Source organism: uncultured Gilvimarinus sp. (assembly GCF_963972205.1).
Lineage (GTDB): Bacteria > Pseudomonadota > Gammaproteobacteria > Pseudomonadales > Cellvibrionaceae > Gilvimarinus > Gilvimarinus japonicus.
The window spans coordinates 259,680-272,867 of sequence record NZ_CAXAUC010000003.1 but is presented as its reverse complement, the minus strand read 5'-3'; the positions used below and the strand labels follow the sequence as shown (position 1 = coordinate 272,867).

The window sequence follows — 13,188 nt, the reverse complement described above, 5'->3', positions numbered from 1 at the left end:
ACCCACTAATTAAAGCTGTTCGGAGAATCCAAGGATTCATAGCTCACCCTCCGAGCGTTTTTGTTGTGATTGATTTGAAGATCGCGAGCCACGTGAATCGCCACCTCTTGCCCTGGTGCTACATAGATTGCATCGAATGTGTCTTGAAACCGCTCTTCGAATATGTCGATGGTTTTGTCGAGACCAGAAGCCGCGAGACCCCATTCGCCGTATTCACCACGATCACCGGTAACACTGGAAATAACCGTGCCGCCGTCTACACCGGTGGTGCGCAACGAGTCGGCGCGATACTTCGAATAGCCTTGGGCGGCGCCCAAGATCGTCATAAGCGAAGCCTGTTTGTAGGCATCGGTAATGCGCTTTCCAGCGATGCAAGGAACACCTTGGCGATCAGAAATGTAACCAATGTTTTTGCTCTTCTGTCCTTCACCAAAGCTGGCACCGAGTGAGTCAGCGCTGGTTACCTTGTCGGGCGGCATGTGATTGATGGTGCCGTCGTCAAAGACATAAGTTGCACCGGTCAGCTCAACCGAGACACACGACAATGACCAGTCGCCTCGGGCAATACCGTCAAAGATCACACCATCGAGACCAGGAATACGATGGCCGTTGGCCGCCATATTGTCGGAACCCACGATCAACTTGACCGGAAACGGGTCTTGCACCTGACCACCAATAGGGACGCGGCCGATCAGTGCCGTCATCGATGTCGCATCAAAGAGTGTTGATCGAGCCGGTATCGTGTACACCGGTGCGCCCGAGTCCAGTGGGTTATTAAAATCAGGCAATGAGCTATTGCTGTCTGCGGCCGTGAGTAATTGACCGGGTTGAGATACAGAAGCACCAGTACTCAGCGGCTTTAAGCGGCGATATGAAGGCCGTCCCTCAACAGCGGAGGTTTGTTCAAACGATGGTGATTGACGTCCATAGGAAAACGACTCGCCATCGATCTTGTAATCAATCGTGTCGTCCGTGCCGGTCGCTTTACCGCCATTGTTGAAACCAAAATCTTTCAGTACATTCCCCTGATCATTCATGGAGAAGTTGCCGACTTTCAGGCTATTAACTTTTTCTTCCAGCTTAGAGAGTTGCACAGTAAGCGCGGAATCGACGTCAACGGTTTTATCAGCGGCTAGATCCGTCACGCTTTTTTTCAAATTGGAAATCTGATCGTCGCGTTGCTTGAGCTCGCGTCGTAGGTCACCGTACTGCGCCTGAACCGTCCGCAAGGTCTCCTCAGTCGTATCGCCTGAAGCCGAGTCCGTAACAGTCGGTGTCGCCGGCGCATCGGGCGCCCTTGAGCCGCCCGGCACAGTCGGGTTACTGGTCTGGCTGTTTATAGCGACCACAATGACGACAACCACCAACACGGCCGCGATCATCCAAGGCATGCGGTTGGGTTGGGCTTTATTGGCCATAGTGCAAACCTCCAACGGCCTGTGGCAGTGGGTTATCGCTGATCAAATACACGGTAGTGCGATCTTCAAGCGCACCAACAGGCCCCAACCACGTATGCTGAAAAGCAATAGAATCAAAATCGCCTCGAACCAAGCGCGGATCCAGCGAAACTTTCAGAGATGATCGATTGATTACCTCTACCGCCGTAACGTAGTGACCCCAGCCGCGCCAAGCGGCCACAGGCCGATAGTGAAAGGTTTCACCCTCACGACTGCGAATCAGATCGGTCACCTCGACGGCAGGCATGGGCACTTGCTTGATGGCGTTGTTGTGCGGGGCAATACGCGCTGGCCCGTAGAGCGTTTGCGCGGCAAAGCGTGTCAACTCAACCTGATACGGATTGTTGAGCTCCGATGTGACCTGGTCCCGCTTGCTGGTTTTTTCGACCAGCGACGGATTTTCTATCAAGTAATCAGCTGGCGTCGCCCCTTCAGAGGCTTCCATGTCGATCAGGTAGACGCGCTCTTGATCCTCGCTCTGAACAATCAATCGACCAGGTGACGTTGACTCCAGCGCCTTAAAGTAAGCCACCGATGGATTCGCTTGAGTCGCTTCTAAATTCTCTAAAAGCGCCGAGGGAATATCGATACTCACGGGCTCAGGAAAAACAACGCGAACCTCTTTACCGACCGGTAGCGTGATGGTGACCGGATGCCCCGAGTAAACTAATCGTGTATCGGCCAACACGAATGTCGATAGACACAGGAGACAGAGAACCAACAATGAACGAATCACAGTTCACCTCCCACGCCGATACGCGCCGGATCGTTAAAGAATCCGCCCACCGACACGCCAAACTCATTACAAGTGCGCGAGTCGCGGTAGGCATAAAGTGGATAACGCATGACCACGTTTTTGACTTCCTCGCCCACAACACGCTCCACCAGTGACAGGTCCAGCCACACATACCAGGTGCCGTTGCCCAGAGATTTAACGTGCTCTTTGGTGTAGAAGGTCGCCGGTGAAACGCTCCGGGTGCGTGACAGCTCACCGTTAGTGCGGCGCTTTTTCACATCGTCTTTCAGCCACTTGTACATGTCCGGAGACAGGTAGCACTTCATCTCATCCACATTGCTGTCGTAGTCAGCAAGACCGCTCTCAAGCCATTCATTAATCTGTTTCCAGATATAAAGTGTGTACATGTACACATTGGCTTGCTCGGGCATATTGGGCCGAAGCACCGCGCCTTGTGTTAAATCCGGTGGTACGTGCATACGGAAATCCTGCTGTACGTTCGCCAGACGGTAATGCGCATGCACGAGCAGCAAACCGAGAAATACAAGGCCGATGGCCAAGTACCAGTTCAATCGCTCTCGCGCCGTCAATGCATTTCGGATACGGCTCATAAACTGCGTCCTCTTTGAAAGCTGAGGGTTTGATTAAAAATTCGGTGGCCCACACCACATTCGCTGAGCATCAACTGCAGGACCTCTTTGTAGTAGTTGTCACCGCGCTCTTCTTTGTTGGTCATTAACTTGCGAAGCGCATAGACAGATAGTGCAATGGTGCCGCCCATGACGATCACTGCCGCCGCTAGAATGGCTAAGCTCGATGACACACTGAAAAGCACGATAAAAGCGATCAATGCTGTGAGCAGTGAAACCACGGCACACACCATAGCGACTACGGAAATCTCGCTACCGGTGCAGCCCATGAACACCACTGGTTCGTTTGTGAGGTCATCGGCTAATTGAAACTCTGAGTGCTCCACGATCGCCCCTTAACTAAAAAACTGACTGCTTATCCAGATCGCAATCGATAGCGCGACCAGAAAGAACATCACACCCCCGGCAATAGACTTACCCGCCGAGATCCATTTAGTGTCGCCGTCTTTGGCGTCTCGAATGTCTTTCAAGGCTTCAAGCAACACCTTGACACCCAAATAGGCGATGGCAAGCCAAAGAATGAAGGCCGCAACGTATTTGAATATACTCAGAAGTATGTCAAGGGGGTTGCCGCCGTCGGTATCGACCCCGTCCATTTCGAGACCTGGTAATTCAGGTTGTGCTGAAGCGATTGAGGGCCACAGCAATGCAGTGACAATTAGCAGGCAACCGAAGATCAGGATTGACTGAACCTTTGATATTGAAAAATTAGTTGGAAACATGGTTATACCCTCAAGTAATACGTGGCGTTATTAGCCAGATAAAAAAGGAAAACAATACAAACAATCGAATGAGTAGGTTCAGCACATCGCCTTCTTCCATCTCGCCTTTTTGACGACGTTGCCAGCCCGCCACCAAGGCCATCCAGATTAAAAGCGCGAGCAACCCCCCAAAGATGACGGCAAAGGTCATGTAGAAATAGACGGGCTCTAAGCCTGATATGGTCTGAAATCTATCCAGCATGGCGACTACTCAACGAACACACCGATGATTTTTTCTTGATCCGCTTCACCAGAGGTAGACTCGCGGGGCAAATACTCGCTCTGTAAGTTTTTGACTTTTCGAGGCGATCTCGATGGTGCTTGTAAGTGGCGCTCTAATGCGTCGCGGATCTCACTAATGTCAGTATTCAGCGCGTGGTAATTCAACGGAAATCGAGTATCGATCGCACTGACTGAGTTAGCTTTTGAAACCAGACCCTGTGCGTCCTTCAAATACACCAACACTTTTTCCAACGCTAAACGCTCTTGATCCGTCACATGATCAGCGCCAGCCGTAGCGGATGCCGATGCTATGAGAAGCAGCGTTATGACCAAATACTTCATTGAGTGATAACTCCCTGATTGACGAAAAACGGATAGTGCGTGACATCCCAAAGCTCCATAAAGCTGGAGCCAGGTGCGGCGATTAGCGGTAAAGGTTTTAAGATTGCGCGCAGCTGATCCAGCTGCACCGCTGACTCGACATTCACGACAAAGCCTTTGGCGGAGGCCTCCAGCAGTTGCTGTTTGTTCGCGTTTACCCAGTGAACGGAATACTTGTCGTAGCCCATCACGAAAAACGCCGGATGCAGTTTGGCGGTTTCGTGTGGTAGCGATAGTTCACCGCCACGAATCTTGCCCGGTGTCATACTTGGTGTATGAACGGGAAATTGCTCGTGAACATAGGCATCTGGTCGTGGACGCGTTAGCGAGACGTTCGGCGCCTCTAGGAAGGTCTCGCCACCAAAGTCGGCAATAGTCTCGGGCGTTTGAGCCACTGCAATGGCGCTGTAGATAGTCACCACGAAAAGTGCGATCGATTTCACCGGGCACCTCCCGCGATCAGAGGCTGCCATTTAGATAGAACCTGTTTACGATAAGAGGCTGCTAGTCGAGGATTATTGGGAGAATGGTAGCGACCGGCCGCTGTCGTCCAGCTGCCCGAGCGCTCGAACTCAGAACGCAGTAAAGCTGCCGCATACTGAATATTGGCGTAGGGGTTAATGATGAGGTATGGATCATTGATCACATGGGAATGAGCACACCAGTGGATCTGACACAGGCCGATATCTACATCACAACGATCTTGGGACAGAAACTCAGACAGTGCGCTGGCCGTCTGTTGAGTATCCGCGAAGTAGACACCACGGCCACCGAGATTCAGTGTCCATGGCCAGGGATGATAGGAGCCTGAATGGCTGTAACCGCTCTCCTGGAGGCAGATGGCATACAAGAGTTCCGCTGGAACATTGGCGTGTTTGGCTGCTAACAAATACGGATCTGGGACAGCCTTTGAGCTAGCCACTGCGGGTACGCTGAGGATGATCAGCAACCATGACAGTACGGTTCTCAAAACGTGACCTCCATAAGCTCACCATCCATCCGGGGATCACGTAGGTAAACCTGAGGCAGATTAGCGTTATTGGGGGACATGGCCTTAAAAAGACCGCGATCAATATTGAGGGTGATGAGACCGGTATCATTCACCAATTCCGGTGGAACAGAATGCGTCGAAGCCCATTTGATAATGTCGGCCCGCTCGATCTTGCCGATGAAATAGACATCAAGGCGGGCTTTGCTTTGAATCACTTGCTCTAAGGTCTTCTGACAAACCTGGATGCAACTGTCGTCTGTGAACATCACTAATTTTGTTTCGGAATCGATGTGCTCGATGGAGGCTGACTCAACATCGATCATGGAGATCTGTTGGCCAAAGTAGTCTTCTTTGGCTGACTTGTACGCCAGGTGCCACGCTCGCTCATTCATGAGTCGTTGCCAGTCCTGACGCGCCGCGATCTTTGCGTACCGCGTACGCTCCAGCTCTGAGGCTGCATTGAGTCCCAGTACCGACACCGGGCTAATACTTGGCGTCCAGGTGCCGCGAGGCCCTTGCATAATTTTCTTGTACTCAGCCCACTCGGATTCAGTCAGCCCCCAAAGCAACCAAGGTTTCAAAGGCTGTGTTTGACCTGTGAGGCTGTCGGTACGCTGAGCGTTACTGACCTCGGTCTCTGCCGCTTGAGAGAGACCAACGGCCCAACAAAGCACAAGTGCGGTGACGACACGAGTGATCATATAGACACCGTCAGGCGTGTAATTTGGTCTTTATGGGTGAACTGAACACGACGGCCTGTCAGATCAACACCGGTTAATTTCCAGTCCATCCAACGACCGTTTAGGCCTAAGTCACGACGCTGATCGTCACGTGTCACCGATACCTGAACGAGCGTACCCATTTGTTTAATGGCGATGACAGAAAAAGGAAGCTCCGGATCTTTGATTGGCGTCGATGCTTTGTGATCCTCTTTAAAATCAAGGAATGAACGGCGCAGATGATTAATATCAGAGGCATTGTTATTGTCAACTTCACGCATATCGGACAGTTGCGTCTTAAGCTCCATCAATGCACCTTGCATCAGCTCGACCGAGTCTTTGACGGACGCGATATCGTCCTCCAGCTTTTGCTGGACGGTGCTATTGGTTTCCAGCACAACCGATTCAGAGTAGAGATCATCGGATGATTCCACTCGCAGCAGCGGTGAGACTAAGTCTGAATTGATGTTATCGGTATTAGTGGGCTGAATCGTGATTGGCGGCTCGGGCAGTGAGACTCGCTCAGCGGGAAGCTGAGGTTCATCAGACACCTTGTCGCTGTTGTCAGAACTTGGGAAAAAGTACACCACACCAACGAAAGCCGCGAGCACCAACAAAAGAAAAATGATCAGTCCCACTTTGAACCATGCAGGCATCGTGGAGCGAGGCGTCGAGATTGGCTCTCGTGCTTCGTCGTCTTGCGCTATATTGGGCAAGCTGGTGTCTTGTGTGGTTTGCATACAATCCCCTAAATAAACTTCTTAAACGTTGACGCGGTGTAGTAAACGAACGTGAAAAACAGCAGCTGAGGCACGATAAAAAACAGCGCCGGATTGATTGAGAATGGAAGCGTTAGATACAGCCCTGAACTCAGAGCAATCGCCGGCTTCATCCAGCCTTTGACACGGTGGTACACGAATGACGACTCCACACCGCCGCAGGCTTTACGGATATCCCGCGCAACCAATCCGTCAACGAGCCCAAGTAAACCCCAGAGAATAAATGCCGGTAGCGCGAGCAGAACCACGGCAAGACGAATGACCAATGTGTAGGTAATGTCGATCGCACTACTGAGGGCGATGGCCAGCCAACCCATGTACTGCGACAAAATCGAAAGCGCCTTCGGTATACCGATGAAGCTATAAGCTTCATTCACCCAAGTAATGGCTTGACCGGACAGCTGGGCCGGATGAAGTCTCAGTAATTGGTTTTGATCGATGTGTGAGAGGTAACCAATTTCCTCAGTGAGCATGTGCCTCGCGTGGGTTTTATCCCACCAACCCGCGAGCATTCCAATCCACTCAATGAGGATTGAAATAAAGATGGCGAACAGGAACCACGACAGCAAAGAGGCGATCTGAGACAAGGTGCAGCCCAGCATCGTCTCGCGTTCGGTATCCTTATGGTTAATACGCTGTGTGCGGGTCATGCCATCTCCGCCCAACGTGCCGGCATCTTATGCCAGCCTTCCGAATTTTTGGCTGCGTATTGCTTGCGCATCTCATTGGTGACGAATGAGAGATCCGACGGCAATGACTTTTCGTCATTGAGCATGGGAAGGCGAATCTTGTAAAGACGACTGCCAACCAGGGCAAAGGCTTGGCCTTTCGGTAAGCGTGTCACATCACCAGGGTGCAGCAACGGGACTCGCTGAGTGCCAATGTGCTGCTGTGTGGATGAAACAAAATCCACCTCTTCAGAGGCTGGACTGTCGGTCGCGCCGCTACGCAAACCTAGCGTATGTACATCCACATCAGGCAATTGCTCGGTCAGCAGTTCGGCTGTGGCGAGCTCTTTCACGCGCAGCATAATGATTGAGCCCAAGTTACCAATCACCTGCGCGGCTTTAGCGGTATCACCAAAGCGCACGATAATGTCGCTCATCGTTTGCGTATAAGCGGTGAGCTGGAAGCCCGCTCCACCGGCTTTGTTAGCCATCGGCACAAACTCTTTACCCACCAATTCGTTAAATTCATCCAAGTGCAGGCAAACCTTACGTTTCTTACCCGCCTTACCATCGACTTTCAGGAGACCTTGATCCGATCCAAACTTATAGATTGAGCCGGCGGTCGAGGTCAGATCGGCAAACATCGAGCTGCCTACCGCGCTCGCGACTTCTGCATCACTCAGCGCATCGAGGCCTATATGAACAATACCGCCCTGGCGGATAATGGATTTCCAATCAATGATCGGACGCTTGTCTTCCAGATCGAGATAATCGGGTGAAAGCAGTTGACCGGTTTTGCCGGCGCAAAGCTTTTCCAGTAGCGGAAAGAGCGAGGCCACAAGTTTGTCGTAGAAAGATTTTTCGTACTCAAATGTTTTGATGAGCGCGTGAGCGACTTCATCGTAGAGACCGTATTCTTTGTAGACGACCACAGCTGCCCACGCCTTACGATCGCGGGCTGACATGCTGCGGTCAGGCTTACGATCGGAGTCCTCGACGCGCTCAATGTCTTTTTTCCATTTCGGAAATTCGGTTTCATTTTTCTTGAAAACTGCTTGCAGGTATTCATACAAAAGCGGATCGATATCGGCCCCGAACTTAAGGTAGAACTCGTAAGAGAGTCGTTTTCCTAACTCAGTGCCGGCACGGCTGATCACATTGACGTAGCGCCATGCGAACTCACGGAACGCGGCGCTGTTGCCTTCACCGGGTAATTGACTGGCTATCCGACTAGCAGGTTCTGTGATACGGCCAAATGAACCTACCGGGTTATAGCGGCATGACACGTCTGGGTAACCGAGGTGGAACATATAGAATTGGTGTTCGCGGCCCGCTTTAACCGATTCGGCCCACATCCGAATTAACAGCTCAGCGTCGCCCTTAGGATCAAAGACAATCACAACGTCGTCGTTGTGTATGTCTTGTGTGACCAGCACTTCACAGAGTCGAGTCTTACCTACGCGAGTGGTACCCACGACAAATTTATGGGCGACACGCTCGCTTTGCGGTTCAGTGATGTCGTATTCACCTTCCCAAAGACCCACACCGTGTGTTGTGGTGTCGCCACCAAGGTCTAAGTTAACGGGTGACCAAGGATTGAGCCAGCTGGTACTGCCAATAAGATTCGCAAGGCTCGACGTCAACGGCGAGCGTTTGAACGCTGCCTCAATATTACGAGCACGTTTATACGAACGCGTTGAATAGCGTTTTACGATATGGCGATGTTCGGGTTGTTTACAGTCATGATGGCGCTGAGTGTGTATCGCTTCCCACTCGAAACCTTTTCCGAGAAATAAATCTCTTTTGCTGCACGGAATTTCAGTGCTGCTGATTTCCCACCAAGGCAATACGGTTAAACCGTGTTGGTACTTCAATAATTTAATCGCGGACGCTGTGCGTATACAAAATCGATAGCCACAAAAAGCCGCTAGCGAATACGCCACCGACGGTATGGTCAACAACATACCGGGACTCATGACAGCGAGAGACGCACCACTGGCGTACGCGAGACTGGAGGACAGTTCGACGGGTGGTCGCATCAGCGATTCAATGGGATGGCTTTTACTCATGCCGCTGAGAATACGCAACGTGACGGAATTCGCATCAATTAAAGTGTACAAGGGCCGTGCAAATTGATTGCTGAAAGTTGAAAGGGAAAACGATAAAAAGCGGTACTGCTCAATGGTTAACGGCGTCTATCAGAAAAGGCGCCCGGTCATCCACTAAAGTCCGTGGATGACCGGGCGTTTAAAGGGGCATAAGGGGCAATGGTCAAGTAAGGGTAAATGGCCCTACGGGGTTAAAGGTAACCGCAAATGATAAAGGGTTCGGTATGACACAGTCTCAGTGGGAGAAATCAGTCACGGATGCACTCACGAAACTCAATAAGCCCAAATGGCTTCAGCCTCTCCAGCATTTGTGCGAGGCATTCGAGGGGGTAAACCTCGATGGCGACACCATCGGCTCTGAGATTGAGCTGGTGCTGTGGGACTTGGTTTCACTCAGCGGTCAATCTGACAACCTCCCGTTAGAGAGGTTGTTTCAGCGTCGCCTTTCAGAGCTTGGGTGTTGGACACACCGAGCGTTTAATCCATCTGGTGATCCGCAATACTGGAATCCGCTGCAGGAAACATTCAAGCAATTTAAATCTGACCAATGCGCATCAATCCGAGAATACACCGCCTCCAATGCGCACCCAGCACAAGACATGATCCGCAAATGGGCAGAAGCCCATTGTTTATGATCACACGCCTGTTTCGAAAAGCACTTCCGATAGCTAAGCCACCTAGTGAGGCCGAGTTAAGGTCATCACAACTCGATATGACTGCAATGCCCATACTCACCGCGCAGGAGCTGTTGGAGTTTGTGGGTTATGACGCGACCCTAAGCGGTATATACCGTCTGGTCGGGTTGAGCGAAGAGCATTTCGACGCACTCTACCGTCAGCCTACCTACGCATTTGCCTTATGCTGTCAACTTGCACCAGCATCAGAGAACAATCACCACTCAGGCCCCGGAGGCCTGCTGCAGCACACCCTCGAAGTCATCGAGAACTCGTTGCACATTCGCCGCAGCTATCAGCTGCCATTGGGCGGATCCCCTGAAGAGATTTCCGCACAAGAGCATATCTGGACGTACGGGCTTTTTGTTGCTTGTCTTCTGCATGATATCGGCAAGCTCTTTCGGCGAATTCAGTTGGTTCCTAAACAGGCCGATGGTCAGACTGGATATTGGACACCGCAGGACGGTTATATCAGCGACACTGACGCAGTCTCATATGCGATAGCGTTCAATGATGTGCCCTATAAAAGCCACCAACGGCTCAGCCTCACCATGTTTGGCACCTTGATTCCCAAGCCCGCTAGGGCGTGGCTGACGCAACACCCACAGATACTGGATCAGATTATCAATTATTTATGGGGGGAAGAGTATGAAAGCCAGGTGATTGCGAATATCGCAATTTAGGCGGATAGGCGCAGCACCGCAAAGAACCTGGACATCAAAAAGCCTGAATCGCGGATGCCTGGCGCCGGTGATTCGTTGGCCGATCGCATGATCAAGAGGCTGCGACAGCTCATGGATGAGCGCGAGACCCGATACAACCAGGACGGTGGAATGGCGTGGGTCACGGGAGAGTACACGTATTTTGTGTGCCGCCCGTTGGCTCAGAAGCTGATCAGCAGCTTTGAGGACACCGGCACACCGGGGATGCCTCAGGATCCGGTGAGAATCTACAACGTGTTGCAAGAGCATGGGTTTGCTATTGAGAATGATGACGGCGGAGCCGTTTTTAAGATATCGATTGAGCATGCCCAGGGACGCTTTAGTCATACGTTTACCTGCCTCAAATTCAAAACGAGACTGCTTTGGCGAGCCGTTCGTCTACCTCAGCCCTTTGAGGGGACGATTCGTGAGCTCGGCGCCGATAAGGCGCCTCGTAGTGAAACTGCACCAGTTCCAAGCCGGCCCGGGCCGGCGAAGGAGAAAGCACCAGAGACTACCGACAAGCAAAGTGAGTCTGTGCCCACCGAACCTGTCACAGCCACTACCCGTGAGCCTGCACCACTCATTGAGACTGACGAGGATGATACGGATCCGTTCACGGATCCGGCACCGCGTGAGCCTGCACCAGCTTCACAACCCGCCCCTGAGGAAGAGCAAGTAGACGCTTTTGAGCCTGAAACTGTCTCAGCTAAAACACCCGTGACGCCGAACAAGCGCGAAACTGATACAGGATCCTACGAGGCTGCCGAGGATTTAGGACCTGCAGCAGATATCAAGAGTCTGGATTGGACCGACGATGTGGGTACCGCGTTTTTGGAGTGGGTAAAGCATGGGGTGCACCGTAAAACGTTGTCGGTCAACAATGCCAAAGCGGGCCTCCATTTCGTGGAGGAAGGCATTTTTTTAGTATCCCCCAGAATTTTTCAGCACTTTGTCAAAGAGTCGCGGCTCGGTAACGGAAGTGAATACACCAAGCTACAAAAACGTTTTGCCCGGCTCAAGGTCAACCTTAAAACAAAACTTGAGCATCAAAATGTCCATAGGTACACAGTAGATACGGGTAATAAACAAGCCCGTCTTAACGGCTGGCTCCTTCCATATTCGGCCATTTTTGAAGATGGCTCTGAACGGCCTAAGACCAACAAGTTTGTTAGGCCATCGGACGATGAATAAAGGTATGAGGTATCACAGTTGGCCATATACACAATATTGGCGCACAAATCATTTCTTTTCGGTTATATTAACATATTACTTTTATTGGATTTTGCTATATAAGGAGTTAGAAGTATGCGCCTAACGGAAGCGGCTGAACTGTATATCGCGCTAAATGTATACCAGCCCGACACAGCTGCAACAATGTTAAGGGTTGCGAAGCTATTTGAGGGTAGGGCTCAAATCTCTCAGATTAGTGAAATTGGGTTTACGCCAATTATGAAGTTTCGCACCGAAACATTTAAGGTGGCTAAGGCTGTTACCTATAATGGATATCTACGTTATTTAAAACTGCTTAGCAAGTGGCTGTTCGAGGAAGCATACTTAGAGCGAGATTGGTTCGCGAAGGTAAAGGCCGCGCCGTTGCCCGAGGCTCCTCCGAAAGCAATTGATGCAGATGTGTTTGTTAAGGCCATCAATCATCTGAAGACAGACAATAGCGCACCGCAGCCGGCATGGTTCTGGCTGATTGTAATACGTTTTTTGTATTTCACTGGGGTGAGGCGCCGACAGCTTGTCGCCATTGAAATCCAAGACCTTAATCTCGATAAGCAACTTCTGACTTGCAGTTATCGTGGATCTAAGACCCATAGACAATGGGATATACCTATCGCAGATGACCTCATTCCTGATCTGGAATATCTAATCCGACGCACTGAAGACGCCTTATGCCGTGAGATGAGGGAGGGGGACCGGTTGTTTAATGTTTGTTTGTTTTATCATCGATATAAGCCGGATCCTGAGAATCCAAGAGCAATGCGTCGAGAGCATGTCACAGGCTTCATGAAGAGATTGTCTCAGAACATAGGGCAGAGGATTGGGGCACACAGAATAAGGCATACGACGGCAACTGTACTTTGTAACCCAGAGGGCGAAGATCAAGAGCCGGATATATTTTCAGTTCAGAGGTTGCTAGGGCATACCCAGCTATCCACGACAAGAAGCTATGTTAAAACAAAAGTTGCGCGGCTAAGGACACAGGTTAATAGAATGAGCTTGCCAAAATGATGTTTTTTTGGCCAAATAGCGTTAAATTCTTGACTTTATACGGTTATAACGATATTACTAAACGTCAAGTGATTTAAAGCAAGACAATACTTGCTGTTCA

16 protein-coding genes and 1 pseudogene are annotated in these 13,188 nt (G+C 50.9%); 4 read left to right on the top strand and 13 right to left on the bottom strand.

Annotated features, from left to right (window positions below):
• Positions 1–5: 5 nt before the first annotated feature.
• From AACY82_RS08150 to traD, 13 genes are read right to left on the bottom strand one after another with little or no spacing between them, the layout of a single operon-like run.
• Positions 6–1,418, bottom strand: coding sequence for a TIGR03752 family integrating conjugative element protein (locus AACY82_RS08150; protein WP_339616293.1), 1,413 nt, complete (start codon positions 1,416–1,418; stop codon positions 6–8).
• The gene (locus tag AACY82_RS08145) at positions 1,408–2,193 is read right to left on the bottom strand and encodes a TIGR03749 family integrating conjugative element protein (protein WP_339616292.1); all 786 of its coding nucleotides are present in this window, start codon (positions 2,191–2,193) and stop codon (positions 1,408–1,410) included. The genes AACY82_RS08150 and AACY82_RS08145 overlap by 11 nt, the downstream gene beginning before the upstream one ends.
• Complete coding sequence (locus AACY82_RS08140) at positions 2,190–2,804, bottom strand: TIGR03746 family integrating conjugative element protein (RefSeq protein WP_339616291.1); 615 nt, start codon at positions 2,802–2,804, stop codon at positions 2,190–2,192. The genes AACY82_RS08145 and AACY82_RS08140 overlap by 4 nt, the downstream gene beginning before the upstream one ends.
• Positions 2,801–3,169, bottom strand: coding sequence for a DUF3487 family protein (locus AACY82_RS08135; protein WP_339616290.1), 369 nt, complete (start codon positions 3,167–3,169; stop codon positions 2,801–2,803). Before AACY82_RS08135 ends, AACY82_RS08140 begins: the two co-directional genes overlap by 4 nt.
• Before the next feature lie 9 nt (positions 3,170–3,178).
• The gene (locus AACY82_RS08130; protein WP_339616289.1) at positions 3,179–3,565 is read right to left on the bottom strand and encodes a hypothetical protein; all 387 of its coding nucleotides are present in this window, start codon (positions 3,563–3,565) and stop codon (positions 3,179–3,181) included.
• A gap of 10 nt (positions 3,566–3,575) precedes the next feature.
• Positions 3,576–3,806 carry a hypothetical protein gene (locus tag AACY82_RS08125; RefSeq protein ID WP_339616288.1) on the bottom strand — a complete coding sequence of 77 codons (231 nt, stop codon included), beginning with the start codon at positions 3,804–3,806 and terminating at the stop codon, positions 3,576–3,578.
• A 5-nt stretch (positions 3,807–3,811) separates the two neighbouring features.
• Positions 3,812–4,168 carry an RAQPRD family integrative conjugative element protein gene (locus AACY82_RS08120; RefSeq protein ID WP_339616287.1) on the bottom strand — a complete coding sequence of 119 codons (357 nt, stop codon included), beginning with the start codon at positions 4,166–4,168 and terminating at the stop codon, positions 3,812–3,814.
• Positions 4,165–4,650 carry an integrating conjugative element protein gene (locus tag AACY82_RS08115; RefSeq protein ID WP_339616286.1) on the bottom strand — a complete coding sequence of 162 codons (486 nt, stop codon included), beginning with the start codon at positions 4,648–4,650 and terminating at the stop codon, positions 4,165–4,167. Before AACY82_RS08115 ends, AACY82_RS08120 begins: the two co-directional genes overlap by 4 nt.
• The gene (locus AACY82_RS08110; protein ID WP_339616285.1) at positions 4,647–5,177 is read right to left on the bottom strand and encodes a transglycosylase SLT domain-containing protein; all 531 of its coding nucleotides are present in this window, start codon (positions 5,175–5,177) and stop codon (positions 4,647–4,649) included. Before AACY82_RS08110 ends, AACY82_RS08115 begins: the two co-directional genes overlap by 4 nt.
• Positions 5,174–5,899: a TIGR03759 family integrating conjugative element protein gene (locus AACY82_RS08105; protein ID WP_339616284.1), complete on the bottom strand. Its 726-nt coding sequence runs from the start codon at positions 5,897–5,899 to the stop codon at positions 5,174–5,176. The genes AACY82_RS08110 and AACY82_RS08105 overlap by 4 nt, the downstream gene beginning before the upstream one ends.
• A complete protein-coding gene (locus AACY82_RS08100; protein WP_339616282.1) occupies positions 5,896–6,657 on the bottom strand; it encodes a hypothetical protein in 762 nt (253 codons plus the stop codon). Before AACY82_RS08100 ends, AACY82_RS08105 begins: the two co-directional genes overlap by 4 nt.
• 8 nt (positions 6,658–6,665) lie before the next feature.
• Entirely contained in the window at positions 6,666–7,346 is a 681-nt protein-coding gene (locus AACY82_RS08095; RefSeq protein WP_339616281.1) for a TIGR03747 family integrating conjugative element membrane protein, read from the bottom strand.
• Positions 7,343–9,403 carry a type IV conjugative transfer system coupling protein TraD gene (gene traD / locus AACY82_RS08090; protein WP_339616351.1) on the bottom strand — a complete coding sequence of 687 codons (2,061 nt, stop codon included), beginning with the start codon at positions 9,401–9,403 and terminating at the stop codon, positions 7,343–7,345. Before traD ends, AACY82_RS08095 begins: the two co-directional genes overlap by 4 nt.
• Positions 9,404–9,696: 293 nt before the next feature.
• On the opposite strand from traD, the gene AACY82_RS08085 reads away from it, so the two are divergent.
• The 4 genes and pseudogenes from AACY82_RS08085 (at position 9,697) to AACY82_RS08070 (ending at position 13,088) form a co-directional block, all read left to right on the top strand.
• Positions 9,697–10,107: a hypothetical protein gene (locus AACY82_RS08085; protein ID WP_339616280.1), complete on the top strand. Its 411-nt coding sequence runs from the start codon at positions 9,697–9,699 to the stop codon at positions 10,105–10,107.
• Positions 10,020–11,138 (top strand): annotated as a pseudogene (gene mobH, locus AACY82_RS08080) (MobH family relaxase); the annotation flags it as partial. The gene AACY82_RS08085 and the pseudogene mobH, both read left to right, overlap by 88 nt.
• A gap of 246 nt (positions 11,139–11,384) precedes the next feature.
• On the top strand, positions 11,385–12,041 hold the full coding sequence (locus tag AACY82_RS08075; protein WP_339616350.1) for a DNA-binding domain-containing protein: 657 nt from the start codon (positions 11,385–11,387) through the stop codon (positions 12,039–12,041).
• 114 nt (positions 12,042–12,155) lie between these two features.
• A complete protein-coding gene (locus AACY82_RS08070; protein WP_339616279.1) occupies positions 12,156–13,088 on the top strand; it encodes a site-specific integrase in 933 nt (310 codons plus the stop codon).
• Positions 13,089–13,188 lie beyond the last annotated feature (100 nt).